A 26,000-nucleotide genomic window follows, 5' to 3' on the forward strand; every position below is an offset into this window, starting at 1 on the left:
GCCAGGTCGGGGCTGGACAACCGGCTCCGATGTGGAGAGGATTTCGCGGCGAACCGGCACCCGTGCCGCACGAAGGAGAAATTCGGTGTCCACCTCCACCGACCGGCCCGAACCGGCGGCGACCACGCTCGCCCGCGGCAGCGACGGCCGTCCCGTCTCCGACCGGGGCGACACGGTCTGCGTCATCGGCGCCGGCGCCAGCGGCCTGACCGCCGTGAAGAACCTCAAGGAGCACGGCTTCGGCGTCGACTGCTACGAGCGGGAGACCGGTGTGGGCGGCGCCTGGAACTGGCGGCACGACCGCAGCCCCGTCTACGCGAGCACGCACCTCATCTCGTCGCGGCCGTTCACCCAGTTCCCCGACTTCCCGATGCCGGACACCTGGCCGGACTACCCCCACCACAGCCAGCTGCTGACCTACTTCGAGCGGTACGCCGACCACTTCGACCTGCGCTCGCACATCTGGTTCGGCACCGAGGTGATCCGCGTCGAGCCGGTCGAGGGGGACCGCTGGGACGTCACGACCCGCAGCACGGGCGGCTACGGCCCGGAACGCACCTCCCGCTACGCGGCCGTGGTGGTCGCCAACGGCCACAACTGGTCGCCGAAGCTGCCCCGCTACGAGGGGTTGGAGGAGTTCCGCGGCGAGGTCATGCACGCCTCGTCGTACAAGGACCCGGCCCAGCTGCGGGGCAAGCGGGTCCTCGTGGTGGGCGCGGGCAACACCGGCTGCGACATCGCCGTCGAGGCCGCTCAGCAGGCGTCGCACTGCTGGCACTCGACCCGGCGCGGGTACTGGTACGCCCCGAAGTACGTCCTCGGCCGCCCGGCCGACCAGGTCAACGACATGCTGCTCGCGCTGCGGGTGCCGCTGCGGGTGCGGCAGTGGCTCTACCACTGGACCCTGCGGCTGACCGTCGGCGACCTGACCCGGTTCGGGCTGCCGAAGCCGGACCACCGGGTGTACGAGACCCACCCGATCGCGAACAGCCAACTCGTCTACCACGTCGGGCACGGCGCGATCACCCCGGTGCCGGACGTGGCGCGCTTCGACGCGTACGGGGTGGAACTCACCGACGGTCGGCGGATCGACCCGGAGCTGGTCGTCTTCGCCACCGGCTACCTGCCGCGCTTCGAGTTCCTCGACCCGAAGGTGCTCGGCGACGACGCGGGCACCGGCCGCCCGACCCTCTGGCTGAACGCGTTCGCGCCCGGCTACCCGACGCTGGCGGTCGTCGGCCTGCTCCAGCCGGACTCGGGTGTGTTCACCCTGGCCCACTGGCAGGCCGTGCTGTTCGCCCGGCTGCTCCGGCAGCGCCTCGTACGGCCGGAGCGCGCCGCCGCGTTCGCGGCGACCGTGCAGGCCCGGGCGGGGGAGCGGTACTCCGGCCCGGTCAAGGACAGCACCCGGCACTGGTTCGAGGTCGGGCACGTCGACTACCTGCGCGCCGTCCAGCGCGCCCTCGACTCCCTGGAGGATCGGTGAACGAAGGGCGGGACCGGTGAGCGCGGTCCGCATCATCCGGAGTCGGGAGTGGGCGCGCCCGGTCCGGCCGGCCCGGCGCGAGGTGGTCAGCGTCGCACCGGAGTCGGACGAGGGGCGCCCGCCGCTGCTGTTCGTGCCGGGTTTCGGGCACGGGGCGTGGGCGTTCGCCGAGCACTGGCTGGGGCACGCGGCGTCCCGGGGCTTCCCCGCGCACGCGCTGAGCCTGCGCGGGCACGGCGCCAGCGAGCCGGCGCCGCGGGCGTCGCTGCGCGCGTACGTCCACGACGTGGTCCAGGTGGCCGCGAGCCTGCCGCGCCAGGCGGTGCTGGTGGGGCACGGTGCCGGGGCGCTGGTGGTGGCGCACGCCCTGGCCCGCTACCCGGCCCGGGCGGCCGTGCTGGTCGCGCCGGTCTTCGGCGGCTGGGCGACGTTCGGCGCGGCGCTGCGCCGCAACCCGGCGGGCACCCTGCCGGCGGTCGTGGGCGGGCGCCTGCGGCTCCGCCGTGCCCAGCTGTTCAGCCGGGAGCTGCCGGACGCGGAGGCGCGCCGGTACGTCTCGGCGCTGGGCGGCGCGGGAAGGCGGGCCCAGTGGCAGCTGCTCTCGCGGCCCGCGCTGGAGCCGGCGGTGGGTGACCCGCCGGTGCTGGTGCTGGGCAGCCCGGACGACCGGGTGGTGCCGGCCGGGGCGCTGAACCGGGTGGCCCGCCGCTACGGGTCCGCGCCGCTGCTCTTCCCCGGGATGGGGCACGACCTGATGCTGGACGTGCGGTGGCGGGAGCCGATCGACGCCCTGCTGGACTGGCTGGAGAAGGAGCCCGCGGCGCGCTGAACCGGCGCGGTCGGCGGCGCCTCCGGCAGCAGTGCCGGCGGCTGCGGGATGCCCGGCCACCCCGACGCGGGGGCCGGGGTCAGCCGCGGTGGTCGGCCCGCGCGGCGGAGCGGCCCGGTTGCGCGGGCAGCCGGGCGCTCTCGCCCCCGCTGGTCAGCCGCTCCACCAGCGCTCCCGTGTCGTTCAGGGCGGTGAGGTACGAGCGGGCCCACGCCCGGATGTCGTGCGTGTGCAGGTGGGCGCGCATGGCCCGCATCCGCTCGGCGACGTCCGCCGGTGCGGCGCGCAGCGCGGCGAGCAGCCCCTCCTTCAGCCCTTCGAGGTCGTGCGGGTTCACGAGGTACGCCTGCGGCAGTTCGGCGGCGGCGCCGGCGAACTCGCTGAGCAGCAGCGCGCCGGTGTCGTCGACCCGGGCGGCCACGTACTCCTTGGCGACGAGGTTCATCCCGTCGCGCAGCGGGGTCACCGCCATCACGTCGGCGACGCGGTAGAGGGCGGCCAGCTCGGCCCGGTCGAAGGGTTGGGTGAGGTAGTGGATGGCGGGTTCACCGACCCGCCCGAACTCGCCGTTGATCCGGCCGACCTCGCGTTCGACGCGCTCGCGCAGGACCTGGTACTGCCCGACCCGCTCGCGGCTCGGCACCGCCACCTGCACGAGCACCGTGTCGCGGACCTTGACGTGCCCGGCGGCGAGCAGCTCGCTGTACGCCTTGAGCCGCTGCTCGATGCCCTTGGTGTAGTCCATGCGGTCGACGCTGAGGATCACCCGCTCGGGGCGGCCGAGGTCCTGCCGCAGCCGCTGGGCCCGCGCGGCCACGTCGGGCCGTGCGGCGAGCGCGGCCATCTCGGCGGTGTCGATGGAGACCGGGAACGCGCCGATGCGGACCACCCGGTCGCCCACGCCGATGCGCCGGTCGGTGGCGGGCAGGCCCAGCACCTTCACCACGAGCTGGGCGAAGTTGTGCGCCGCCTGGACGCGCTGGAATCCGACCAGGTCGGCGCCGAGCATGCCGCGCAGCAGTTCGGCCCGGCGGGGCAGTTGCATGAACAGCTCCGGCGGCGGGAACGGCACGTGCAGGAAGAAGCCGATGCGCAGGTCGGGCCGGAGGTCCCGCAGCATGCCGGGCACCAGGTGCAGGTGGTAGTCCTGCACCCAGACGACCGCCCCCGGCTCGGCGACCGCCGCGGCGGCCTCGGCGAACCGGCGGTTGACCCGCTGGTACGCCTCCCACCAGCGCCGGTGGTGCTGCGGCTGCTCCACGGCGTCGTGGTAGAGCGGCCAGAGGGTCGCGTTGGCGAACCCCTCGTAGTGGTCGCGCAGGTCGTCGGCCGTGAGCGGCACGGCGCACAGCCGTACGCCGTCCACGTCCGGCAGGGCCGGGGCGGGCCCGGTGCCGCCGGCCCAGCCGACCCAGGTGGCGGGGGCGTGCCGCAGGAGGGGATGCAGGGCGCTCACCAGGCCGCCGGGACTGCGCCGCCACTCGCAGGCCCCGTCCGGCGCGATGCTGTCGTCGATGGGCAGGCGGTTGGCCACCACCACCAGGGAACTCTGTCGCATCTCGGGCATTCCGATCAGCAGAGGACTGACCGCCGCGAGCAAGGAACAACCGGTCAGTCAGCGGAGGACGTGACGTACAGCGGTTTTCCCACTGACCGTAAGTTACACCACTGTCACCCGCGCGACGGGCCTCCGCCGTCCCGCGATGCGGTCGGTGACCGCCCGATCACCGGGTCGGCCGTGCCGTCAGACGACGGCGCCGTCGTCGGGGCCGCGGTCGTCGTCGTCACCGCCGGGCCGTAGCCGCCAGATGAGCGTCACGAAACCGGCGAGGATGCCCGTGAACCCGAGGAGCGTGACCACCGAGCGGTCCACCGGCAGCAGGGACGGGAACAGGAAGAGCACGAAGCCGACCACGACGGCCAGCACGCCGACCACCGCGTACTTCGAGATGCGCGGCAGCGGCGGGGGCGGAGGCGGGGTGTAGCCCTCCTCCTCGTCGTCGGGCAGGTCGGCGCCGAAGGTGTCCAGCCCGTCGAGCAGCGACGGCTCGTCCTGCCGGTCGGTGCGGCCGACCGACACGCCGGACACGTCGGCCGCGTACGGCAGCCGGCGCACGTCGGTGACGGTCGGCCCGGCCTCGTCGACCAGGGTGCGCGGGCCGGCGGCCGGCTCGGTCGGGTCGTCGATGTCCTCGGCGGCGGGCCACGGGTTCTCACCGGTGGTGGGGGTGGCGTGGAACCCCGCCACGATCCGGGCCCACTCGGCGTCGATGTCCGGCTCGTCGGGCCGCGCCGGCTCCGGAGCGATCTCGTCGGCCAGCTGGTTGAGGTAGTCGCGGGCCGTGGTCAGGTGGGAACGGTCCACGTAGAGGCGGTCGACCGGCCGTGCCGGCACCGTGGTGGTGCGGGTGACCGGGTTGAGGTCGGCCGACGGCTGGAGGTACGCGGCGATGCCGCCGGCGGCCAGCACGTCCAGCAGGTGTTCACCGACGCGCGGATCGACGTCGCCCGCTACGGCGTACTCGCTCGCGTCGAGCCCGTTGTCCCGCCGCCCCCGGCGGGCCCCACCCGCTGACACCGGACACCCTCCTCAACGCGCCTACGCGCGGCCGCCCCAGCCCCTCGGCGCGCCCCCGCACGCCGTGCCTTGAATCGTGACACGTCACGGGCCGGTTGCGGGAGTGCGTTGTGTCGCGTCTTCGAACTCGACGGCCGTCCCGCTGGTCGTGGACGGGGCCGTATGTCCGTTTGTGCGGAAGACGTCAGGAGCTGGCCCGGAAGGACGGGCGCCCGCCCAGCGGGTGATCGACTCGACCACCGGTCGGGGTGTCCCGGCGCGCACGACAGCCCGACAATCGTGAACCGAGCCGACCAAGGGAAGGGACGCCGGTGTTCTACTGGCTGATGAAGTACGTCCTCCTCGGCCCGCTGCTGCGGGTGCTGTTCCGTCCGCAGGTCGAGGGGCTGCACCACGTACCGGACAGCGGCCCCGTCATCCTGGCCAGCAACCACCTGTCGTTCTCCGACTCGATCTTCACACCGTTGATGGTCAGGCGGCGGGTCACCTTCGTGGCCAAGGCCGAGTACTTCACCGGCAAGGGGATCAAGGGCTGGCTGACCAGGATGTTCTTCGTGAGCACCGGCACCATCCCGGTCGACCGCTCGGGCGGGCGCGCCGCCCGCGCCGCGCTCGACACCCAGCTGGAGGTGCTGCGGCGCGGCGGGATCGCCGGCATCTACCCGGAGGGCACCCGGTCGCCGGACGGGCGGCTCTACCGGGGCAAGACCGGGGTGGCCCGGCTGGCCCTGGAGAGCGGCGCGCCGGTCGTGCCGGTGGTGATGCTCAACGCCGACGAGATCCAGCCGCCCGGCAAGCTGATCCCGAAGATCGCTCGGGTGCGGATCCGGTTCGGCGCGCCGATGGACTTCTCCCGGTACCGGGGCATGGCCGGCGACCGGTTCGTCGAGCGCGCGGTCACCGACGAGATCATGTACGAGCTCATGGAGCTCTCCGGCCGCGAGTACGTCGACGTGTACGCGCAGAAGATCAAGAATCCCGTCCCCGCGTGATCCCACCCCCTCCCCTCCCACCCGCGATCTTGCACTTTCGGCCCCCGGAACGCGGTGTTCGCGGCTTTTGCCGGGGCGGAAAGTGCAAGATCGCGGGGGTGGGGGAGGGGGGACGGGGGTGGGGGGTGGGGTCAGGGACGGTGGGGTCGGGGTCGGGGTCAGGGGTGGGCTAGGCGCAGCAGGCCTGCGGCGTCGTTGCGGATGGCGAACTCGCGCAGCCGGTCCCGCACGGCCGCCGCCGCGGCCGGGTCGGTCGCGGCGAGCGGGCGCACCGACAGGGCTCTCGTGATGATCTCGTCGGTCACGTCCGTCATCCGCGCGTAGCTGTCCGCCGCGGCCAGCAGCAGCTCGGCCGCCGTCCCGTCGTCCCCGGCGTGCGCCGCCAGCACGCCGTCCGCCACCTGCCCCGCGGCCCGGGCCCACGGGGTCATCCGCGGCGCCCGCGCCAGCAGCTCGCGCACCAGCCCGGCCGCCTCGGCGCCGAGCACCCCGGCGACGTGACCGACGGCCGGCACCCACTCGGCGAACGGGATCATGCGGGTACGCCGCCAGTCCTCGTCCAGCTCGGTCAGCAGCGCCATCGCCTCGTCCCGCCGGCCCTGCACGGCCCGGCACAGCGCGGCGTGCGCCAGCGTCGACCGCAGCACCCGGTGGAACCCGCTGCGGCGGGCCGCCACCACCGCCCGCTCGACCAGGTCCGGGCCGTCCCCGGCTGCCGGCTCCGACGCGTCGACCGGCCGGGCCGTACGCAGCCCGCGCATCCAGCCCGACACCGCCACGATGTGCAGGTCCCACTCCGCCGTCGGCCGGCGGGTCGACTCGGCGGCCATGGCCAGCGCCGACACCCACTCGCCTGCGTAGTACGCCCGGGCCCACTGGTCGGCGAAGCTGGTGGCGAGGCTGTGCTCGCCGCCCAGGTCCAGGCTGCGCTGCTCGTCGACCAGCCGGGCGGACCCGGCCAGGTCACCCTCCTCCTGCAACGCCCAGGCCAGGTTCTGCACGGCCCGCCGGCGGCTGGACAGCCGCTCCACCCGGCAGTGCTCGGTCACGTCGGCCAGCTCCGCGAACGCCTCCGCGGAGCCGGCCATGTACCGCGCCACCGCGAGGGTGATCCGGGCGTTCGCCTGCGCCTCCCGCAACTGGAGCCGCTGGGCCAGCGCCGCCGCGCTCCCGGCCGCCGCGCACGCCGGGTCGGTCTCCGCGTTGAGCATGCGTACGCGCGCCAGCTCCAGCAGCGCGCCCACCTTCTCCTGGCTGTCGGGCAGCTCCTCGTAGATGCCGATGGCCCGGTCCAGGTGGTGCAGGGTGGTCGGACGGTCCGCCCGGCTCCAGGCGGCCGTGGCCAGCAGCGTCCACGCCCGCGCCGCGCCCGTCCGGTCACCGGTCTCGGTGAGCCGCTCGGCCAGCCGGGTGAGCGTGTCGGTGCCGCCGCCCACGAGGAACGCGTCCCGGTCCCGGTAGAACGCCAGCTCGGCGTCGAACAGCTCCAGCGCCGGGTCCGGCCCGACGCCCAGGGCGAGCGCCCGCCCCACCAGCGTGGCCGCGGTGTCCAGCGCGTGCAGCTCGTACGCCCGGCGGGCCGCCCGGTGCAGCGCGTCGCGGGCCGCCGGGGCGTACGGGGCCGTGTCCATGCCGATGGTCCGCGCGATCTCGTGCGCCGCCCAGCGGTGGTTGGCCAGCACCTCGGCCAGGTCGTGCTGCCGGCCGTCGGCGAGCTGCTCCAGCCAGTCGGCGGTGCGCTGGTGCCGCGCCACCCGCTCGGCCCGCGGCAGCCGCTGGTAGCAGACGTCGCGCACCAGGACGTGCCGGAAGCGGTACTCGGGCTGGCCGGGCATCGTCGAGGTGGACTGCTCGTACACCAGGTCGCGCCGCTGCAACCGGTCCAGCGCGCGTTCCACCCACTCCACCGGCCGCCCGAGGGCGGTCGCCACCGGCGCCGCCCAGAACTGCACGCCGACCACGGCGGCGGCCTGGAGCACCGCGCGGTCGGCCGGGTCGAGCAGGTCGAGCCGGTTGGCGATGACCGCCTGCACCGTCCGGGGCATCTCCGTGCCGGCGGCCGGGTCGGCGCGCCCGGCCACCCGGTCGAGCAGGCCGCCGTCGAGGAGCATGCGCGCGTACTCCTGGGCGTAGAGCGGGTTGCCGTCGGCGAACTCGATGAGCGGGACGCGCTGCGCGGCCGGCAGGGTCGCCTTCCCGAGCAGCAGCGAGTAGAGGGTGTCGATGTCGGAGTCGTGCATCGGCGGCACCGAGATGGACATGGCGCCGCTGATCGTGCCCGTCCACGCGGGGTGGCGCTCCCGCAGCTCCGGCCGGGCGGTCGCGACCACCAGCAGCGGTACGCCGCGGGCCGTCGCGCCGAGCTGCTCGACGAAGGCGAGCATGGCCTCGTCCGCCCAGTGCATGTCCTCGAACACCAGCACCGTCGGGCCGGACGCGGCGAGCGCGAGGAGGAACCGGCGCCACGCGGCCTCGGTCTCGCCCGGCGCGAGCCGCTCGCCGGGCACGCCGATGAGCGGGCCGAGCGCCTCGGCCAGCCGCGCCGCGTGCGGGTCGGCGAGCTGGGCCAGCCGCGTCCGCAGCCGGTCGCGCAGGGCCGCCGGGTCGTCCACGTCGGGCACGCCCACCCAGCCGCGCACGATGTCGGCCAGCGCCGCCCAGGTGACGTTCTCGCCGAACGGCGGGCACTGGCCGACCAGCCAGGTGACCGGCGGGCCGGGCAGGCTGGCGGCGTGCCGGGAGAGTTCCCGCAGCAGCCGGCTCTTGCCCACGCCGGCCGGGCCGAACACCGTCACGAGCTGCGAGGTGCGTTCGTTCACGAGCCGGTGCAGCGCGTTGAGCAGCAGGCCGCGCTCGTGCTCCCGGTCCACCATGGGCGTCAGCTCGGCGGCCCGCTGGTCCCGGTGCGGGCGGGCCCGCAGGGCCAGCCAGATACGGCTCACCGCGGAGCGGCCGCGCAGCGTGACCGGCGGCTGGTCGGCGTACTCCAGCTCGTGACAGGTGGCCGACCACGTGCTCTCGTCCACGACGACGCCGCCGGGCGGGGCGAACGACTGCAACCGCGAGGCCGTGTTGACCACGTCGCCGGTCACGAAGGCCTGCCCGCCGTCGCGGGCCGCGGACAGGTCGACCAGGGCCTCGCCGGTCGCGACGCCGACCCGGAAGCGGAGCGGCTGCTCCGGGCCGGCGGGCTGGCGGGCCAGGCTGCGTTGCAGTTCCAGCCCGGCCCGGACGCACCGCAGCGCGTCGTTGTCGGTGGCGACGGGCGCGCCGAACAGCGCCATGACGGCGTCCCCGATGTACTTCTCGACCACACCGCCGTACTGGTGCACGACCCGGCGCACGGTGGCGAAGTAGGCCTGCTGCAGGCTGCGGGCCTGCTCGGGGTCGGCCCCCTCGGCGTACGCCGTGAAGTCCACGATGTCCACGAACAGGACGCTGACCTGCCGGCGGTCCTCCTGGATCACCACCTGGTCGCGCAGCGGGTGGCCGCAGCCGGTGCAGAAGTTGGCCTCGGTGCTGTTGCCGTGCCCGCACTGCGGGCAGCTGACCGCGAGCGGCCGGCCGCACCCGCCGCAGAAGCGGTCGTCGGGTCCGGCTGCGCGCGCGCAGTGCCCACACGTCAGGTCGATGGTCCAGCTCCGTACGCGAGAGAGCCCAGTATCGCCGCGGCCGGTGGAAGTCGGGTACCCGACGTGCGGACGGGCATCACGACCGATCGGCCGGGGCTAGTCTTCCGTACCAGAAAGTTTCACGTCAGGGAGAGTGCCGTGCAGGTGCGACTGTCCGCCCCGTGGACCGATCCGGCTGGCAGGGAGTGGGTTCCCGGGGACACGGTCGACGTCGACGCGGTCATTCTCGCCGAGCTGGAGGAGCAGGGCATGGTGGAAGAGCCCGAGGGCCAGGCGAGCGGGTCGGGGGAGACCACGACTTCGCCGAGCACGACGACCAAGCCGACCGACCCCACGAAGATCGGCCCGGGGCCCGGCGCCCCGCCGGCCGACGACACGGGCAACTGAGCAGGCCGGACGGGGCCGGTGGGCACACGCCCGCCGGCCCCGTCCGTCGTCCTGCCACCACCGCGACCGCGGTCGGTCCCGGGCGCGACCGCGGCCGCGGCCGGTTCCGGGTGGCGTCACCGGCCGGGTGCCGCCGTGAACCCGAGCGGGGCCGCACCGTCCGGTGGGGACGGTCGCCCCGGCCGGCAGGTTCGGGTCCCGCCGGCCGCCGTGGGGCCGCTGCGCGGTGCGCTCCCGCCCGGGTCGCGCCGGGCGCCGTGGGGCCGCTGCGCGGTGCGCTGCCCCGGCCCGACGGCCCGGCGTCAGCGGTCCTTCGTGCCCGCCCGCTCAGCGGTCGTTCATGCCGGCACGCTCAGCGGTCGTTCGTGCCGGCGCGCTCAGCGGTCGTTCATGCCGGCGCGGCGGCGCAGCGCCGCCACGTCGGTCACCACGATGCGACGCCCCTCCGTGCGCAGCCAGCCCCGGTTGGCGAACGACCCGATCGCCTGGTTGACGCTCTGCCGGGAACCACCGGCCATCTCCGCCAACTGGCTCTGGTTGAGTTCGATGGTGATCATCGGGGCCTGGCTCTCGCCGGCGAGCCGGACCAGGGTCTTGGCGACCCGGCCGGGCAGGTCGAGGAAGACGTGGTCGGCGTTCTGCTCGGTGAGGCGGCGGATCAGCGCACCGAGCGAGCGCATCACCGCGTCGAGGATGCGCGGGTTGGAGTGCACCAGCTCCATGAAGGCGCCGCGGGACAGCGCGAGGGCGCTGCAGTCCTCGATCGCCTCGGCCGACGCCGAACGGGTGGAGGCGTCCAGCAGGGAGACCTCACCGAGCACGTCCGGCGGGCGGATCACCGACAGCACGGCGCGCTCTCCGGTCGGTGAGGTGCGGAAGACCGCCACGGCCCCGCGCCGCAGCACGATGAGCGACTCGCCCGGGTCGTTCTCCACGAAGAGCAACTGGCCCTTGCGGTACGTACGCGGCACGGCGGCGGCGATCACACGCTGCCGCACCTCCGGTTCGAGCCCGGCGAACATCTCCACACCCGTGAGCGCGTCACCCGGCTCCGGCAGGCGAACCTCCACGGCCCAACCCCTCCCCGGTCAAGGACCACCAACTCGCACCGGTGAACCTGACGGGCCCCTGACGTAGGCGAACTGACAACGGTTCGGCGTCCGGTAGCGGTACACATCAGATCATGACGGTCCTGTCGCTTGCTGTACACCCCTCAAATCACTTCCGTGACACCCCCGACCTGCGGTGACCGGCGCCGTGGCGGAGCGGTCCCGGACGGTGGGGCCGGGGGCGGTGCGGAGCCGGCCCCGGGGAGCGCGCCGGAGCGGCCGTGGGCGAGGATGACAGCGATGGTCTACCGCTACTTCTACGACTGCGAGTTCATCGAGGACGGCTTGGTCATCGACCTCGTCTCCATCGGCGTGGTGGATGAGTACGGCCGCGAGTTCTACGCGGTCTCCACCGAGTTCGACGACTCCCGGGCCGGCCCGTGGGTGCGCCGCAACGTGCTCGACAAGCTGCCCTCGCCGGCCGACCGGGCCTGGCGCTCGCGGGAGCGCATCCGCGAGGAGCTGTACGACTTCCTCGTCGAGCCGATCCGCGGCCGGAGCGAGCAGCTCGAGCTGTGGGCCTGGTACGCCGCGTACGACCACGTGGTGCTGGCGCAGCTGTGGGGAGCCATGCCGGCGCTGCCCCGGGAGATCCCGCGGTTCACCAAGGAGCTGCGGCAGCTCTGGGACGACCGGGGCCGCCCGCCGCTGCCGGAGGCCGAGGCGGCCCGGCACGACGCCCTCGTCGACGCCCGGCACAACCTGGCCCGCTGGCGCGCCATGACGGCCCGCTGACCGGTCCGGCCGGCCTCGCTGTCGGGGCGCGGCCCCCGCGCCGGGGATGGATGCCTGTGCTCGGGGCTCGCCCGGCGGCGCTCGGCGGGCGACTGCCGGAAAAGAGGTGCGTTCCGCAGGTTTGACCGGTTCGGTCCAGGGCACCGCCTCGGACGGATCGCGAGGAGGAGCGCCATGAGCCAGGATTCGAGCATCGCCCGCCGCCGGGTCACCGAGCTGATCCGGGAGGCGCGGGTCTGCCTGCTGACCACGATCGGTGTCGACGGCCGGCTGGTGAGCCGGCCGATGGCGCTGCAGGAGGCCGAGTTCGACGGCGACCTGTGGTTCTTCACCCACGCCGACTCCGCGAAGGTCCGGCAGATCCGGGTCAACCCGGAGGTCGGCGTCGCCTTCTCCGACGGGCGGCGCCCCACGTGGGTGTCGATCTCCGGTACCGCCACGGAGGGTTACGACCCGCGGCGGGCGGAGCGGTGGTGGCACCCGCTCCTGGCGACCTGGTTCCCGGACGGGCCCGGCACCCCCGGTCTCACGCTGGTCAAGGTGCACGTCAGCTCGGTGGAGTACTGGGACTCGCCCGACGGCGGCGCCGTGAGCCTGCTCGGCCCCGCCCGGGCGGCGGTCACCGGTCGGCCTCCGCGGCCGGGGGAGAATCGTGAGGTCCGGTACTGACCGCGCCCGAAACGGACAGACTGCCCGGCCCGCGGTGTCCCCGCCCCGCCGGGCGGACTACAGTGCGCAGTGACGGCCCGCCCCGGGCCGGCAACGGCGCCGATGTCTGATCGTGACACATATCCTGGGGCTTACCGGGCTTCACCTGATTGCTCCAGGAGGATGAGCAGATCATGCGTATCGGCGTGCTCACCGGTGGCGGAGACTGCCCTGGCCTCAACGCGGTCATCCGCGCGGTGGTCCGCAAGGGCGTGGCCACGTACGGTCACGAGTTCGTGGGCTTCCAGGACGGCTGGAAGGGCCCGCTGGAGGGCCTGTCCAAGCCGCTCGGCATCGCGGAGGTCCGTGGCATCCTGCCGCGCGGCGGCACGATTCTCGGCTCGTCCCGCACCAACCCGTTCAAGATCGAGAACGGGGTCGAGCGGATCAAGGAGAACCTCGCCGCCCAGGGCGTGGACGCGCTGATCGCGATCGGCGGCGAGGACACCCTCGGTGTCGCCACCAAGCTGCACGAGCTGGGCGTCAACGTGGTCGGCGTCCCGAAGACCATCGACAACGACCTCGGCGCCACCGACTACACGTTCGGGTTCGACACCGCCGTCAACATCGCCATGGAGGCGATCGACCGGCTGCACACCACCGCCGAGAGCCACCACCGCACGCTGGTCGTCGAGGTGATGGGCCGCCACGCCGGCTGGATCGCCCTGCACGCGGGCCTCGCGGGCGGCGCCAACGTCATCCTGCTGCCCGAGCGGCCGTTCGACGTCGAGCAGGTCGCCGGCTACGTGGAGAAGCGCTTCCAGCACCAGTACGCCCCCATCGTGGTGGTCGCCGAGGGCGCCCAGCCGCTGGAGGGCCAGATGGTCCTGCAGAACCAGGAGCTGGACGCGTTCGGCCACGTCCGCCTCGGCGGCATCGGCCAGTGGCTCGCCGAGCAGCTGGAGGCGAAGACCGGCAAGGAGGCCCGCACGGTCGTGCTGGGCCACATCCAGCGCGGCGGCACGCCGACCGCCTTCGACCGGGTCCTCGCCACCCGCCTCGGCCTGCAGGCGATCGACGCCGCGCACGAGGGCGACTGGGGCAAGATGGTCGCCATGCAGAGCACGGACATCGTCCGGGTTCCGCTGGCCGAGGCCACCCGGGAGCTCAAGACCGTGCCGCTGGAGCGGTACGCCGAGGCCGAGGTCTTCTTCGGCAGCTGATCGACCACCACGGCGTCGCGGCCGGCCACCCGGCGGGCCGCGACGCCGGCGGGCGAGAAGGGGGTACGGCGGGGAATGGCAGCCCGGGTGCACACCGTCGCGGTGATCGGCGCCGGCAAGATCGGTGAGCTGATGCTCTCCGGCCTGCTGCGCTCCGGCTGGCCGGCCGACCGCCTGCTGGCCACCGCCCGCCGTCCCGCCCGCGCGGAGGAACTGGCCACCCGCTACGGGGTACGGGTGGTGGACAACCTCGTGGCGGTGGACGAGGCCGAGGTGCTGGCCATCGCCGTCAAGCCCCAGGACGCCGCCGCCCTGCTGGAGGAGATCGGGCCCAAGGTGCCGGCCGACAAGCTGGTGATCTCGCTCTGCGCCGGCCTGCCCACCACGTTCTTCAACCGCCGGCTGCCCGAGGGCACCCCGGTGGTGCGGGTCATGACCAACACCCCGGCCCTGGTCGACGAGGCGATGACCGCCATCTCGGCCGGCGCGCACGCGACCGGTGCGCACCTGGCGCTCGCCGAGGAGATGTTCAAGCCGCTCGGCGCCACCATCCGGGTGCCCGAGTCGCAGCAGGACGCCGTCACCGCCCTCTCCGGCTCCGGCCCGGCGTACTTCTACCTGCTGGTCGAGGCGATGATCGACGCCGGCATCCTGCTCGGGCTGCCGCGGCAGGTGGCCCACGAGCTGATCGTGCAGACGGCCATCGGCTCGGCCGTCATGCTGCGCGACTCCGGCGAGCACCCGGTGAAGCTGCGCGAGGCGGTCACCTCGCCGGCCGGCACGACCATCTCCGCCGTACGCGAGCTGGAGAAGCACGGCGTACGGGCGGCGCTGCTCGCGGCGCTGGAGGCCGCCCGGGACCGCGCCCGCGAGCTGGCCTCCCAGAACGACTGAGCCACCCACCGGCGGGCCGGCCGGCTTCCATGATCACGCTCGATCCTGGATGCAGTGGCCTCGGCGGCGCTTCGACACCACTACATCCGGGATCGAGCACGATCTCGTGCGCACCCCCGGCTCTCAGCCGGACTGGGTCACCAGCTCGTCGTCGCGGGACCGGTCGGCGGTGGGTTGCGCGGGGACGCGGGCGAACCGCGTCCAGGCCGCGACGACCTGCGCGGCGGCCTGCCACGGCACCCGGTCACCCTCGTCGGCGGGCCGGGTGACGGTCACGCCCCAGTGCCGCAGGCGGTCCAGGCTCTCCCGGAAGGCCGGGTGCCGGGCCAGGCCGGGGTCGGGTGCGGGTACGACGACCACCGGCAGGCCGATGCCCGTCGCCTCGTTGAGCAGGCGCAGGGCGAGGTTGTCGTTGAGGCCGTACGCCCATTTGTTGACCAGGTCGAAGCTGGCCGGCGCGACGGCGAAGGCGTCGGCCGGCGGCAGCGGGTCGAGCGCCTCCGTGCCGTCGTCCTCCCGCACGGGGTGGTGGGTGAGGTCGGCGAGGCGCGTACGGCCCGCCGCGTCGAGCGCGTCGGGCGTGCTGACGACGTGGACCTCCCAGGTCAGCTCCTGGCAGGCCGCGATGAACGGTGCGAGTTCGGAGGTCGGTTCGGTGTCGCAGACGACGAGGTGGAGGACCGGAGATCGGGATGTTCCGGGCATGACGGCTCCTATCGAAGGTTCCGCAGCCGAGACTATCGATCCGTCCACCGACGCGAGCCGTTTTCCGGTCCATCGACCGGACCGGCGGCCGACCTCGCCCGTCGGCTGAGCGGCGGGTCAGCCGAACGCGGGAGCGGAGGGGCCCCCGACCGACGTCGAGCGTCGACAGTGACCCCTCCGTCCGTCCCTAGTAGAGCAGGTACGGCCGGCGCCGCCGCTCGAACGCCGCCAGCTCGTCGGCCCAGGCGCCGACCACGTCGTCCACGTCGGCCCCGGCGTCGATCATCGTGCGCAGGCGGGGCGAGCCGCTGAGCTTGTCCACCCAGTACGGTCGCGCGGCGTCCCACGAGTCCTGCCGCCAGGCGAACGCCGGGTACTTCCGCGCCTCGACCAGCATGGCGACCGCCGTCCGGATCGGGTCGTACGCGGCCCGGTCGACCACCTTCACCTCGACGCCGGCACAGAGCTTGTTCAGCAGCGCGGGCTTCTGCCCGGCCGACGTCGGCGTGAAGTACGCCTCGCGGAACTCGACGCCCGGCAGCTCGCGGGCGTTGAGCCGGTCGCACCAGTGGTAGTCGAAGTCGTCGGCCAGGCCGCCGATCAGCTCGAACGGCCGGCAGGTGCCCCGACCCTCCGTGATCGAGGCGACCCCCTCGAACAGGCCGGTGCCCGGGTAGACGAGGGCGGTGTCCGGCGTGGGCATGTTGGGGCTCGGCATCACCCACGGCAGGTCGGTGTCCGCGGCCAGCGCCGTGCGCTTCCAGTGCCGGCACGCGACGACGTGCAGGTCGACGGAGCGGCCCGCCTCGGCGGGCAGGAACTCCGCGTTGAAGAACCGGGCCAGCTCGCCGACGGTCATCCCGTGCTGCTGGACGATCTCCTTGAGACCGACCCCGGAGGTGTACGCGGGGGTCATCATCGGGCCGCGCGCCGTCCCGCCGATCGGGTTCGGCCGGTCCAGCACCACGTACCGCTTGCCGGTCCGCGCGGCGGCGGCCATCGAGGTGTACATCGTCCAGATGTACGTGTAGAAGCGGGCGCCCACGTCCTGGATGTCGAAGACCACCGTGTCGACGCCGGCCTCGGCGTACATGCTCTCCCACTTCGCCTGGGAGGCGCCGTACGCGTCGTAGACGGTGATGCCCGTGCGGGCGTCGATCCCGGTGCCCTCGCTGCCCCCGGCCTGCGCGGAGCCGCGGAAGCCGTGCTCGGGGCCGAACGCCGCGGCGATGCGGACCGCGCCCGAGGCGTGCATGAGGTCGACCAGGTGCCGGTACGCCGAGTCGACGCCGGTCGGGTTGGAGATCACGCCAACCCGCTGCCCGGAGAGTTCCGCGAAGCGGGACCGGACCAGAACGTCGAGGCCGGTCTGCACGCGCCGGATGCCGGGCGCCGCCGCGCCGGGCGATCCGGGCGCCGCCGCGGCCACCGCTCCCGCGGTCACCGCACCCGCGCTGGCCAGGAATCGTCTGCGTTCCACGGTCCACCTCCCGTCGGTTGCGTCGAAACTTAGCTACATCTCAATGCCCCGTCAAGGAAGGTTAGCTACATGACGGGCCGGCGGGGCGGTCCCGCGGCGGCCCCGGAGCGGCGCCCGTCGGCGGGCCGCAGTGGTGCCCGTCGGCGGCCGGGCGGTGCCCGTCGGCGGGCCGCAGCGGCGCCCGTCGGCGGCCCGGAGCGGCCATACTGGCCGCGTGTTCACTCTCGCCCAGGCCCGGCACCTGATGGCCACCCTGCGCCCGCGCGTCGACGAGCTGATCCGGCTCCGCGCCGACCTGGCCGAGCTGCGCGCCGACCTGGCCGGACCGGGTGTCAGCCCGTTGGGCGGCCGGGCCGAGGTCAAGGCGCTGGAGGCCCGGCTGCACGCCGTGATCGAGGACCTGCACCAGGTGGACGTCCAGGTCAAGGGCATCGCCCCCGTACTGCTCGACTTCCCCGGAGAGCGCGACGGCCGGCCCGTGCTCTGGTGCTGGCTGGAAGGGGACACCGACGTGGGCTGGTACCACCGCGTCGAGTGCGGTTTCGCCGGCCGCCGCCCGGTGTGACCGGCCGGGAGGTACGCCACGCGGTCCGGGACTGGCTGCCGTACCCCGGTCGGATCCTGGCGGCCGCGGCCGCCGTCCTGCTGCTCACCCTGCCCGCCCTCGGCGCCGGCCGGTACGCGGGCTGGCGGGCGGACCTGCGGACGCTCACCATGGCCTCGGTGGTGGTGGCCTCGGCCGGTGCGTTCCTGCTCGCGGCCCGGTACGGCGCGCGTGCCGCCGGACGCCTTCCCGAGCGGTTCGCGGTCGCCACGATCGGCGGCGGTCTCCTCGCCGGCGCGTACGTGGGTGCCACGCTGCTGTACTTCCGTCTCGTCGTACCGCTGGAGGTCGACGGCGCCCTCCGCGGCCTGCCGGTGCGCGGCGTCGCGCTCGCGGTGCTGGCCGGCGCCTTCGGCGCGGCCCTCGGCGCGCTCCTGCGCCGCTCGGTGCTGCTGCTGGCGCTCGGTGTGCTGCTCGTCGGCGGCCAGGTGGCGCTCGCCGGGACCGCGGTGCCCGGCCCGCTGGCCGCCGTCCGGCTGTGGCTCGTCGGCTCGGCGCAGCCGCACGACCTGCCCGGCTGCATGAGCCTGGCGCCGTCGGAGTGCGTCGCGTGGACCTACCGGCACTGGCCGGCCGGGCTCAGCCTCACCGTCACCGTGCTGGTGGCGGTGATGGCGGCGCTGGCCGTCCGGCGGCCGGCGCCCGAGGGGGCCGGCGCGGATCCGTCCGGATCGGAGGGTGCCGGCGACCCGGCGGCGGAACGGGGCGCGCCGCCGGGGCGGAGCCGGTACGCGGTCGCGGCCGCACTCGTCGTCGCCGGCCTCGTGCTGATCCCCGCCGCCATCGGGAACGGTGTGCGGCAGGCGACCAGCGCAGTCACCACGGGCACCGGGGTCAGCGCGCCCGTGGGCAGCCCGGTGGAGGTGGTGGTGCCGCGGCCGGGTCGGCTGGCCGTCTTCGCCGTGGGGCTGGGCGCAATCCGCGACTGCCGGGCCGTGACGGCCGACAGCCGGCGGGTGGGGCTCACGCCCGTGCCCGGCACCGTGCGCTACGGCGACGGCGTCAGCTACCGGTGGGTGGGCACGTTCCGGCTGCCCGCGCCGGGCCGGTGGACCGTCACCTGCGCCGGCGACGAGGGGGAGTACCTGGTCGGCGACCCGCCCCGGGTCGAGGGGCTCGTCGGACGGCTCGTGGAGCTGCCCCGCCCCCTGGTGTGGCTGCTCGGCGCGCTGTCCGGCCTGCTGGTCGCCGCGCACACCGCCCTCGCCCGGCGCCCGCGGCGCCCGCCCGTGGTGGCCGCCGACCGCTGACCGCGTGCCGCCCGCGTCGGGCGCCCGCACCGCGCCCCCGGGTCGTCAGGCGGCCGGCTCGGCGACCGCGAAGACCACCACGTTGTCGCGGTAGTGGCCGCGCCGCCGGTCGAAGTCGCCCCCGCAGGTGACCAGGCGTAGCTCCGGGCCGGGCGTCGGGCCGTACACCGCGGCGGTCGGGAAGCGGTCCTTGGGCGTACGCAACGCGCCCGTCACCCGGAACGCCAGCCACCGACCGCCGCGCCGCACCTCGACGGTGTCGCCCGCGCGCAGCTCGCCGAGACGGGCGAACACGGCCGGACCCTGGCGGGAGTCGAGGTGCCCGGCGAGCACCGCCGGGCCGGGGTCACCCGGTGCGGGGCCGCCGCCGTACCAGCCGGCCACGTCGAAGTCGGCCGGCGGCACGAGCGCGCCGGAACGGTCCAACCCGAGCACCGCGAGCGGGGCGTCGAGGCCGATGCGGGGTACGCGTACCCGGGTGGGCTGCCCGCGCGGCGCGGAGCGGGCGGCCGGCGGGCATTCCCCGGCGCAGCCCGGTGGCCGGCCGGCGGCCAGCGGCGACGGTGCGGAGGCGGTCGCCGCCGGGGGGTCGACCGGCGGTCGCGCGGTGGTGGCCAGCCCGACCCCCGACCCGGCCGCCAGGCAGATCGCCGCGCCGAACGCGACGAGCGCGGTGGCCGGCGGCCGGGACCGGCGGTGCCGCCGGACCGCCGGGCCGCGACCCCCGCTCACCAGGTGGTACGCGCCCGGCGCAGCAGCACGAGACCGCCGAGCAGCGCGATGCCGGCGAGCCCGACGGCGATCCCCGGACGCGCCCCGCCCCCGGCGGTGCCGCCGGCCCCGGCGTCCACCCCGCCGGACGGCACCACCGTGCCGCCCTGCGCGTCGCGTCGCAGCTCGGTGGTGAGTCCGCCGTCCTCGGCGTCGAGCACCAGCAGCGAGTAGACGGCGCCGCCGCTCAACCGGATCTCGGCCTCGGTGGCCCGGCCGCCGCCGGGGGAAAGCCTCAGCCGCCAGGTGCCCGGCTCCACGAGCCGGTAGTCGGTCGTCGTGGCGAACTGCACTCCGGTGGCGAGCGTCGGGCCGTCGGCGCAGGCCACGTCGAGCACGGGCGCGCGCACCGAGGCCTGCACCACGCGGACCTTGGCCCGGCCGCCGTCCGGCGCGCTCAGGTCGTCGTGCAGCACGCGCAGGCCCAGGTCGGCGTAGCGGCCCACACCGGCCACCGTGTACGCCTCACCGCTGACCACGGCGACCTCGGTGGTGAGCACGGGCGGATCACCGGCCGGTGCGCCCGCCTCGCGCATCGCGACCGCGTACCGCCCGGCCGGCAGCGGCAGGTAGTCGGAGAGCACGCCGTAGCCGACGCCCGGGAAGACGCGCGGCTCGGCCGCGCCGCGGGCGGCCAGGTAGACGTCGACGCTCGGGGTGTCGGGGGAGAGGTGGGCGAGCCGGACGTAGCCGACGCCGGTATCCGGGCCCGCCGCGGCGGCGGGGGCGGCGGCGTGCACGGGCGTGGCCGTGCCGGTGAGGAGCCCGGCCGCGAGTACGAGCCCGGTGCCGAGCAGGAGCGCCCCGGCTCCGGCGAGCAGGCGGCGCGGCGCGGTGCGGAGCAGGTGCATGTGGCCTCCGGGGGTGCGTCCGGTGGATGCGTCCGGCGGCTAGCGTCCCGTCGGCGGGACTATCGCGCAACTTTCACCGGGCCGACACGCCGATCGATCGCTGACGAGCGGTGTCCACCAGGGACGGTGTCCGTCGAAGGGAGGCACGCCCTCGTCGGCGGACCGGGCCGCGCACGCCGACTCGCGGCGCGGGCGTGGGACCTCGGGTTGCGCATGTGTGACAACGAGATCGGCGCGAGCGGCGGTTCATGGCGGGCGAGTCGTCCTGGCGGGAGGAGAACCGGGCGAAGAGCGAGCGCGACGAACCCCCGCAGCGGCGGTGGGTGGGCGGCGGGACTCAGGCGGCGGCGTCGAAGGCGGCGAGCGCCTCGCGGACGGTGTCCGCCCCGGCCGACGCCGCGTGCTCCATGTCGGACGGGTCAGCGAGGTAGATGACCCCGTACGCCGGTGTGCCGGGCTGGTAGCGGCGGCCGTCGGCGAGCGCGCCCGCGTCGACCGCGTCGTACCCGATCCGGTCCAGGAACGCGCGGGCCGCCGCCTTCGCGTCGGCGTCGTCGCCGGCGATGGGCAGTGCGGTGCGGTCGGGCGCGCCGGCCGGCCGGGGCAGGGTCCGCAGGTGCCGGAAGTTGATGTTGTTGAAGACCTTGACGACCCGCGCCTGCGGCAGGTGGCGCTGGAGCAGTTCGCTGCTCGTGGTCGCGCCCGAGCCCAGCTCGGCGATCTCCCCGTCGCGCTGCGGGTAGTAGTTGTTGGTGTCGAGCACGACCTTGCCCGCCAGCGGCTCGACCGGCACGTCGCGGTAGGCCTTCAGCGGGACGCTGACCACCACGAGTTCGCCCGCCTGCGCCGCCTCCGGCGGCGTCGCCGCGCGGGCCCGCGGGCCCAGCTCCTCGACCAGGTCGCGCAGCGTCTCCGGGCCGCGCGAGTTGCTGAGCACCACGTCGTACCCGGCGGCCACCGCCAGCCGGGCCACCGTGCCGCCGATGTGGCCGCTGCCGATCAGTCCCACCGTCGTCATGTCTGGCGCCAACTCCGTCTCCTGCGGCCGATCTCCGGTCGGACCGGTGTCGCGTCCCCGGGTCGCGCACGGCCCACCGGGGCGCGGACGGCCCACCGGGGCGCGGACGGCCCACCGGGGCGCGGACGGCCCACCGGGTCGCGGACGGCCCACTGGGGCGCGGCCGGCCCACCGGGGCGCCGCCCGGCCACGCCGTCCGCCGCCCCGCACACCGTACTGCCGTGGCCGGTGGCGGGGCGGGCGGTCGGGGAGTTCTGCCCCGTCGGTGGGTGGCGCCGTCAGGCCGGGAGCACCTTCTCGACGGCGGCGCGCAGCTCGGCGGAGCCGGGTTCCACGGTGGGGGCGAACCGGGCGGCCACCGTGCCGTCGGGGGCGACGAGGAACTTCTCGAAGTTCCACCGCACGTCACCGGTGTGGCCGTCGGCGTCCGGGGTGTCCACGAGGGCGGCGTAGAGCGGGTGCCGTCCCGGGCCGTTGACCTCGACCTTCTCGGTGAGCGGGAAGGTGACGCCGTAGTTCACCTGGCAGAAGTCGCTGATCTCCGCGGCGGTGCCCGGCTCCTGACCGGCGAACTGGTTGCACGGCACTCCGAGCACCACCAGCCCGCGGTCGGCGTACTCCTCGGCGAGGGCCTGCAGGCCGGCGTACTGCGGGGTGAGGCCGCAGCGCGACGCCACGTTGACCACCAGCAGCGCGCGTCCCCGGTACTGGGCGAGGTCGGCGGGGCCGCCGCCCAGGGCATCGATCGAAATGTCAAAGACGGTCACGGCCCCGAGGCTACTCTCCCCACCTCCCCGCCTTCCCGCCTCCCGACCCCGTCGATCATGAGGTTGACGGGCGCGGCGGAGATCAAAGCCCCCGCCAACCTCATGATCAACGGGGAGGGTCGGCGGGTGGTGCGAGAAATCGAAACATGCACATCTTGACTTGGCGATGACGCCGTGAGTAGCGTCTCACCAACATTTTGGAAAGTTTCCTAACTGTTTAGGGAGACGCCATGAAGAGATCACTCCGCCGGGCCCTCTGGGCCGGCGCCGTGGTCGCGCTGACCGCCACCCTGGCGCCCGTCGCCACCGCGTTCGGCGCCGGTAGCGTGACGACCACGTTCACGAAGGTGCAGGACTGGGGGACCGGCCACGAGGGCCGGGTGACCATCACCAACGGCTCGGACGCCACGGTCAGCACGTGGCGCATCGAGTTCGACCTGCCGTCGGGCTCCGCCATCACGAGCTTCTGGGACGCCGACGTGACCCGCACCGGCAACCACTACGTGGCCGTGAAGAAGAGCTGGGCCGGGTCGCTCGCACCCGGCGCCTCCTTCAGCTGGGGCTTCAACGGCAGCGGCCCGTACGCGGCGCCGCTGAACTGCACCATCAACGGCGCGTCCTGCGGTGGCGGCACCCCGCCCACCACGACTCCGCCCACGACGACCCCACCCACCACCACGCCGCCGACCACGACCCCGCCGACCACCCCGCCGCCGGACCCGAACGGGAAGAAGGTCGTCGGCTACTTCGCCGAGTGGGGCGTGTACGCCCGCAACTACCACGTGAAGAACATCCACACCAGCGGCTCGGCGTCGAAGCTGACCCACATCCTCTACGCGTTCGGCAACACCACCGGCGGCCGCTGCTCGATCGGTGACAGCTACGCCGACTACGAGAAGGCGTACACCGCGGCGGACAGCGTCGACGGCGTCGCGGACACCTGGGACCAGCCGCTGCGCGGCAGCTTCAACCAGCTGCGCAAGCTCAAGCGGATGTACCCGCACCTGAAGGTGATCTGGTCCTTCGGCGGCTGGACGTGGTCGGGCGGCTTCACCCAGGCTGCGCAGAACCCGACCGCCTTCGCCGAGAGCTGCTACAACCTCGTGGAGGACCCGCGCTGGGCGGACGTCTTCGACGGCATCGACGTCGACTGGGAGTACCCCAACGCCTGCGGTCTCACCTGTGACAGCAGCGGCCCGAACGCCTTCAAGAACGTCGTGGCCGCGCTGCGCGCCAAGTTCGGGGCCAACGCCCTGGTCACCGCCGCCATCACGGCGGACGGCAGCAACGGCGGCAAGATCGACGCCACCGACTACGCGGGCGCCGCGCAGCACCTCAACTGGATCATGCCCATGACGTACGACTACTTCGGCGCCTTCAACCCGCAGGGCCCCACCGCCCCGCACTCGCCGCTCTACTCGTACCCGGGCATCCCGCAGCAGGGCTTCTGGTCCGACGCTGCGATCCAGAAGCTCAAGAGCAAGGGCATCCCGGCGAACAAGCTGCTGCTCGGCGTCGGCTTCTACGGCCGGGGGTGGACCGGCGTGACCCAGGCCGCCCCGGGTGGCAGCGCCACCGGAGCCGCCCCGGGCACCTACGAGGCGGGCATCGAGGACTACAAGGTCCTCAAGAACAGCTGCCCGACCACCGGCACGGTCGGCGGTACGGCGTACGCCAAGTGCGGCAGCAACTGGTGGAGCTACGACACCCCCGCCACGATCAACGGCAAGATGACGTACGCGAAGAACCAGGGCCTCGGTGGCGCCTTCTTCTGGGAGCTCTCCGGTGACACTGGCAACGGCGAGCTGATCGGCGCCATCAAGGGCGGTCTCGGCTGAGCCGTAGGCCGACGCACCACCCACACGGCGGGGAGGGACACGCACCGTCCCTCCCCGCCCGGCGTGTCGCGTCGGGGTGTCGCGGGGCACCCCTGTCCGCCGCTCAGCTCCATGTGACAGACTCGCCGCTCGGCAGGTCCGGACCGTTCGCGGGCGAGGGGAGGGGTTGATGGGCGTGACGTACCGGAGACTGGCGGGTGTCGCCGCCGCGCTCGCCGTCCTGCCGCCCGCGCTCGCCGGCTGCGGCCTCGTCGGAGACGCCGAGGAGCCCGCGAAGCCCGACCAGGCCCCGGCGGAGGAGGCGTCCGCGAAGTCCCGGGAGCGGGTGCAGGCGTACCTCGACGCCATGGTCGCCAAGGACGTGGCCGCCGGGCGCAGCCAGCTCTGCGCGCCGCTGCACGAGGCCTTCGACGGGGCGGCCACCGGCCCGAACGGCGACTTCGCCGACCACTTCGAGGTGTCGCAGGCGGCCATCACCGACATCCGCCCCGGTCCCCGGGGCCAGGAGGTCGACGTCTCGGTCTCGGTCGCCGCCGGCACACGCAAGGCCACCCGGTCGTTGGTGTTCACCGTCACGCGGGACGGCGCCGACTGGTGCATCGCCGGCGAGGCGCCGGGCGACCCCAGCGCGGCCGCCACCCCGACCCCCACCCCGGCGTCCTGACCAGGATCGATGCCACTTCCGGCCGGTGACCTCCCAGCTGCCGGAACCGTCCCCCTCGCCGACCGGCCCGCCCGGCGGTCGCCGTACGCTTTCTGTCATGCGCCATGAGTGGCATCAGCTGAGCCATCCCGCGGTGGGCAGCCCGGGGCTGCAGACCAGCCGTCCGACCGTGGACTCCGCCGAGGACGCGGCCCTCGGCCTGGACCGCTGGCGGGACCTGCCCCGCGCGCAGACGCCGCCGTGGCCGGACCCGGCCAAGGTCGCCGAGGTCTGCAAGGTGCTGGACACGGTGCCGTCGGTGGTCGCCCCGTACGAGGTCGACCAGCTCCGGCAGCGGCTCGCGCTGGTCTGCGAGGGCAAGGCGTTCCTGCTCCAGGGCGGTGACTGCGCGGAGACCTTCGCCGACAACACCGAGAGCCACCTGCTGGCCAACGCCCGCACCCTGCTCCAGATGGCGATCGTGCTCACCTACGGCGCCTCCCTGCCGGTGGTGAAGGTCGCCCGGGTGGCGGGGCAGTACACGAAGCCGAGGTCGCTGCCGACGGACGCGCGCGGCCTGCCCGCGTACCGCGGCGACATGATCAACTCGCTGGAGGCCACGCCGGAGGCGCGGGTCGCCGACCCGCAGCGCATGATCCGGGCGTACGCCAACTCGGCCGCCGCCATGAACATGCTCCGGGCGTACCTGGCCGGTGGGCTGGCCGACCTGCACGCCGTGCACGACTGGAACAAGGGGTTCGTGAAGAACTCCCCGGCCGGCGAGCGCTACGAGGCGATCGCCCGGGAGATCGACCGGGCGCTCGCCTTCATCCGGGCCTGCGGCCTGACCGACGACGAGGCGCTGCGCACGGTCACCCTCTACTGCTCCCACGAGGCGCTCGCCCTCGAGTACGACCGGGCGCTGACCCGGGTCTCCGGGGGCCGGGCGTACGGCCTGTCGGGGCACTTCCTCTGGATCGGCGAGCGCACCCGGCAGATCGACGGCGCGCACATCGACTTCATCTCCCGCATCGCCAACCCCATCGGCGTCAAGCTCGGGCCGACCACCACGCCGGACGAGGCGATCGAGCTGTGCGAGAAGCTCAACCCCGACAACGTCCCGGGCCGGCTCACCCTGATCAGCCGCATGGGCAACCACCGGGTACGCGACGTCCTGCCGCCGATCGTCGCCAAGGTCACGGCGGCGGGCGCCAAGGTCGTCTGGCAGTGCGACCCGATGCACGGCAACACGCACGAGTCGTCCAACGGCTACAAGACCCGGCACTTCGACCGCATCGTGGACGAGGTGCTCGGCTACTTCGAGGTGCACCGGAGCCTGGAGACCCACCCCGGTGGCCTGCACGTGGAACTCACCGGCGAGGACGTCACCGAGTGCCTCGGCGGCGCCCAGGGCATCGAGGACCTCGACCTGCCCGACCGGTACGAAACCGCCTGCGACCCGCGGCTGAACACCCAGCAGTCGCTGGAGCTCGCCTTCCTGGTGGCGGAGATGCTCCGTGGCTGACCTTGCGACCCCCTCCGCCGGCAGCCGAAAGGACT

General features: G+C 74.3%; 23 protein-coding genes. 13 read left to right on the plus strand and 10 right to left on the minus strand.

The features are described from left to right. The first annotated feature begins 85 nt into the window (after positions 1 to 85). Both D7I43_RS04980 and D7I43_RS04985 read left to right on the plus strand, forming a co-directional pair. Entirely contained in the window at positions 86 to 1,486 is a 1,401-nt protein-coding gene (locus tag D7I43_RS04980; RefSeq protein WP_120327193.1) for a flavin-containing monooxygenase, read from the plus strand. A 16-nt stretch (positions 1,487 to 1,502) separates the two neighbouring features. Beyond that, entirely contained in the window at positions 1,503 to 2,315 is an 813-nt protein-coding gene (locus tag D7I43_RS04985) for an alpha/beta hydrolase (protein ID WP_120327194.1), read from the plus strand. A 79-nt stretch (positions 2,316 to 2,394) separates the two neighbouring features. Here the strand turns inward: D7I43_RS04985 and D7I43_RS04990 are convergent, their stop codons facing one another. Further along, positions 2,395 to 3,873, minus strand: a complete 1,479-nt coding sequence (locus tag D7I43_RS04990) for an alpha,alpha-trehalose-phosphate synthase (UDP-forming) (protein WP_120327413.1) — start codon at positions 3,871 to 3,873, stop codon at positions 2,395 to 2,397. 186 nt (positions 3,874 to 4,059) lie between these two features. Further along, positions 4,060 to 4,893: a DUF308 domain-containing protein gene (locus tag D7I43_RS04995; protein ID WP_120327195.1), complete on the minus strand. Its 834-nt coding sequence runs from the start codon at positions 4,891 to 4,893 to the stop codon at positions 4,060 to 4,062. Between the two features lie 311 nt (positions 4,894 to 5,204). Here D7I43_RS04995 and D7I43_RS05000 point away from each other — a divergent pair, with 311 nt between their 5' ends. Then, positions 5,205 to 5,885, plus strand: coding sequence for a lysophospholipid acyltransferase family protein (locus D7I43_RS05000; protein ID WP_120327196.1), 681 nt, complete (start codon positions 5,205 to 5,207; stop codon positions 5,883 to 5,885). 158 nt (positions 5,886 to 6,043) lie between these two features. On the opposite strand, the gene D7I43_RS05010 is transcribed toward D7I43_RS05000, so the two are convergent. Further along, a complete protein-coding gene (locus D7I43_RS05010; RefSeq protein WP_328853641.1) occupies positions 6,044 to 9,604 on the minus strand; it encodes an AAA family ATPase in 3,561 nt (1,186 codons plus the stop codon). A gap of 51 nt (positions 9,605 to 9,655) precedes the next feature. Here D7I43_RS05010 and D7I43_RS05015 point away from each other — a divergent pair, with 51 nt between their 5' ends. Beyond that, on the plus strand, positions 9,656 to 9,904 hold the full coding sequence (locus D7I43_RS05015; RefSeq protein WP_120327414.1) for a hypothetical protein: 249 nt from the start codon (positions 9,656 to 9,658) through the stop codon (positions 9,902 to 9,904). Between the two features lie 377 nt (positions 9,905 to 10,281). Here the strand turns inward: D7I43_RS05015 and D7I43_RS05020 are convergent, their stop codons facing one another. Beyond that, positions 10,282 to 10,974, minus strand: a complete 693-nt coding sequence (locus tag D7I43_RS05020; RefSeq protein ID WP_120327198.1) for a Crp/Fnr family transcriptional regulator — start codon at positions 10,972 to 10,974, stop codon at positions 10,282 to 10,284. A gap of 279 nt (positions 10,975 to 11,253) precedes the next feature. On the opposite strand from D7I43_RS05020, the gene D7I43_RS05025 reads away from it, so the two are divergent. The 4 genes from D7I43_RS05025 to proC all read left to right on the plus strand — a co-directional run bounded on the left by D7I43_RS05025 (position 11,254) and on the right by proC (position 14,513). Next, a complete protein-coding gene (locus D7I43_RS05025; RefSeq protein WP_120327199.1) occupies positions 11,254 to 11,748 on the plus strand; it encodes a polyadenylate-specific 3'-exoribonuclease AS in 495 nt (164 codons plus the stop codon). 174 nt (positions 11,749 to 11,922) lie between these two features. After that, on the plus strand, positions 11,923 to 12,417 hold the full coding sequence (locus D7I43_RS05030; RefSeq protein ID WP_120327200.1) for a pyridoxamine 5'-phosphate oxidase family protein: 495 nt from the start codon (positions 11,923 to 11,925) through the stop codon (positions 12,415 to 12,417). A 173-nt stretch (positions 12,418 to 12,590) separates the two neighbouring features. Next, positions 12,591 to 13,619, plus strand: coding sequence for a 6-phosphofructokinase (locus D7I43_RS05035; protein WP_120327201.1), 1,029 nt, complete (start codon positions 12,591 to 12,593; stop codon positions 13,617 to 13,619). Between the two features lie 75 nt (positions 13,620 to 13,694). Continuing rightward, positions 13,695 to 14,513 carry a pyrroline-5-carboxylate reductase gene (gene proC / locus D7I43_RS05040; protein WP_120327202.1) on the plus strand — a complete coding sequence of 273 codons (819 nt, stop codon included), beginning with the start codon at positions 13,695 to 13,697 and terminating at the stop codon, positions 14,511 to 14,513. A gap of 123 nt (positions 14,514 to 14,636) precedes the next feature. Here the strand turns inward: proC and D7I43_RS05045 are convergent, their stop codons facing one another. Both D7I43_RS05045 and D7I43_RS05050 read right to left on the minus strand, forming a co-directional pair. Beyond that, entirely contained in the window at positions 14,637 to 15,218 is a 582-nt protein-coding gene (locus tag D7I43_RS05045) for a flavoprotein (RefSeq protein WP_120327203.1), read from the minus strand. Positions 15,219 to 15,405: 187 nt separating this feature from the next. Continuing rightward, on the minus strand, positions 15,406 to 16,698 hold the full coding sequence (locus D7I43_RS05050) for an exo-beta-N-acetylmuramidase NamZ family protein (RefSeq protein ID WP_120327204.1): 1,293 nt from the start codon (positions 16,696 to 16,698) through the stop codon (positions 15,406 to 15,408). A gap of 214 nt (positions 16,699 to 16,912) precedes the next feature. Between D7I43_RS05050 and D7I43_RS05055 the strand changes: the two genes are divergently transcribed. After that, positions 16,913 to 17,263 (plus strand): DUF2203 domain-containing protein, encoded by a 351-nt coding sequence (locus tag D7I43_RS05055; protein ID WP_120327415.1) that lies wholly within the window; start codon positions 16,913 to 16,915, stop codon positions 17,261 to 17,263. After that, positions 17,233 to 18,552 carry a hypothetical protein gene (locus D7I43_RS05060; protein ID WP_147427229.1) on the plus strand — a complete coding sequence of 440 codons (1,320 nt, stop codon included), beginning with the start codon at positions 17,233 to 17,235 and terminating at the stop codon, positions 18,550 to 18,552. The genes D7I43_RS05055 and D7I43_RS05060 overlap by 31 nt, the downstream gene beginning before the upstream one ends. 45 nt (positions 18,553 to 18,597) lie before the next feature. Here D7I43_RS05060 and D7I43_RS05065 read toward each other — a convergent pair whose 3' ends face one another. The 4 genes from D7I43_RS05065 to D7I43_RS05080 form a co-directional block, all read right to left on the minus strand. Then, positions 18,598 to 19,284, minus strand: a complete 687-nt coding sequence (locus tag D7I43_RS05065) for a class F sortase (RefSeq protein WP_240032804.1) — start codon at positions 19,282 to 19,284, stop codon at positions 18,598 to 18,600. Continuing rightward, a complete protein-coding gene (locus D7I43_RS05070; protein ID WP_120327206.1) occupies positions 19,281 to 20,174 on the minus strand; it encodes a DUF4397 domain-containing protein in 894 nt (297 codons plus the stop codon). Before D7I43_RS05070 ends, D7I43_RS05065 begins: the two co-directional genes overlap by 4 nt. A gap of 337 nt (positions 20,175 to 20,511) precedes the next feature. Further along, positions 20,512 to 21,192: an NADPH-dependent F420 reductase gene (locus D7I43_RS05075; RefSeq protein ID WP_120327207.1), complete on the minus strand. Its 681-nt coding sequence runs from the start codon at positions 21,190 to 21,192 to the stop codon at positions 20,512 to 20,514. A gap of 278 nt (positions 21,193 to 21,470) precedes the next feature. After that, positions 21,471 to 21,959 carry a glutathione peroxidase gene (locus tag D7I43_RS05080; protein WP_120327208.1) on the minus strand — a complete coding sequence of 163 codons (489 nt, stop codon included), beginning with the start codon at positions 21,957 to 21,959 and terminating at the stop codon, positions 21,471 to 21,473. 230 nt (positions 21,960 to 22,189) lie between these two features. On the opposite strand from D7I43_RS05080, the gene D7I43_RS05085 reads away from it, so the two are divergent. From D7I43_RS05085 to D7I43_RS05095, 3 genes are all read left to right on the plus strand, one after another. After that, positions 22,190 to 23,797, plus strand: a complete 1,608-nt coding sequence (locus D7I43_RS05085) for a glycosyl hydrolase family 18 protein (protein WP_120327209.1) — start codon at positions 22,190 to 22,192, stop codon at positions 23,795 to 23,797. Positions 23,798 to 23,966: 169 nt separating this feature from the next. Then, positions 23,967 to 24,461 carry a hypothetical protein gene (locus D7I43_RS05090; RefSeq protein WP_120327210.1) on the plus strand — a complete coding sequence of 165 codons (495 nt, stop codon included), beginning with the start codon at positions 23,967 to 23,969 and terminating at the stop codon, positions 24,459 to 24,461. A 97-nt stretch (positions 24,462 to 24,558) separates the two neighbouring features. After that, a complete protein-coding gene (locus D7I43_RS05095; protein ID WP_120327211.1) occupies positions 24,559 to 25,965 on the plus strand; it encodes a class II 3-deoxy-7-phosphoheptulonate synthase in 1,407 nt (468 codons plus the stop codon). The last annotated feature ends 35 nt before the right edge of the window (positions 25,966 to 26,000 follow it).

It is taken from the genome of Micromonospora globbae (genome assembly GCF_003610785.1).
Lineage (GTDB): Bacteria > Actinomycetota > Actinomycetes > Mycobacteriales > Micromonosporaceae > Micromonospora > Micromonospora globbae.

Coding starts and splice junctions, on each gene's coding strand:
- D7I43_RS04990 (WP_120327413.1), bottom strand. CDS start 3,873: ATGCGACAGAGTTCCCTGGTGGTGGTGGCCAACCGCCTGCCCATCGAC.
- D7I43_RS05025 (WP_120327199.1), top strand. CDS start 11,254: ATGGTCTACCGCTACTTCTACGACTGCGAGTTCATCGAGGACGGCTTG.
- D7I43_RS05030 (WP_120327200.1), top strand. CDS start 11,923: ATGAGCCAGGATTCGAGCATCGCCCGCCGCCGGGTCACCGAGCTGATC.
- D7I43_RS05035 (WP_120327201.1), top strand. CDS start 12,591: ATGCGTATCGGCGTGCTCACCGGTGGCGGAGACTGCCCTGGCCTCAAC.
- proC (WP_120327202.1), top strand. CDS start 13,695: ATGGCAGCCCGGGTGCACACCGTCGCGGTGATCGGCGCCGGCAAGATC.
- D7I43_RS05045 (WP_120327203.1), bottom strand. CDS start 15,218: ATGCCCGGAACATCCCGATCTCCGGTCCTCCACCTCGTCGTCTGCGAC.
- D7I43_RS05070 (WP_120327206.1), bottom strand. CDS start 20,174: ATGCACCTGCTCCGCACCGCGCCGCGCCGCCTGCTCGCCGGAGCCGGG.
- D7I43_RS05075 (WP_120327207.1), bottom strand. CDS start 21,192: ATGACGACGGTGGGACTGATCGGCAGCGGCCACATCGGCGGCACGGTG.
- D7I43_RS05085 (WP_120327209.1), top strand. CDS start 22,190: ATGAAGAGATCACTCCGCCGGGCCCTCTGGGCCGGCGCCGTGGTCGCG.
- D7I43_RS05090 (WP_120327210.1), top strand. CDS start 23,967: ATGGGCGTGACGTACCGGAGACTGGCGGGTGTCGCCGCCGCGCTCGCC.
- D7I43_RS05095 (WP_120327211.1), top strand. CDS start 24,559: ATGCGCCATGAGTGGCATCAGCTGAGCCATCCCGCGGTGGGCAGCCCG.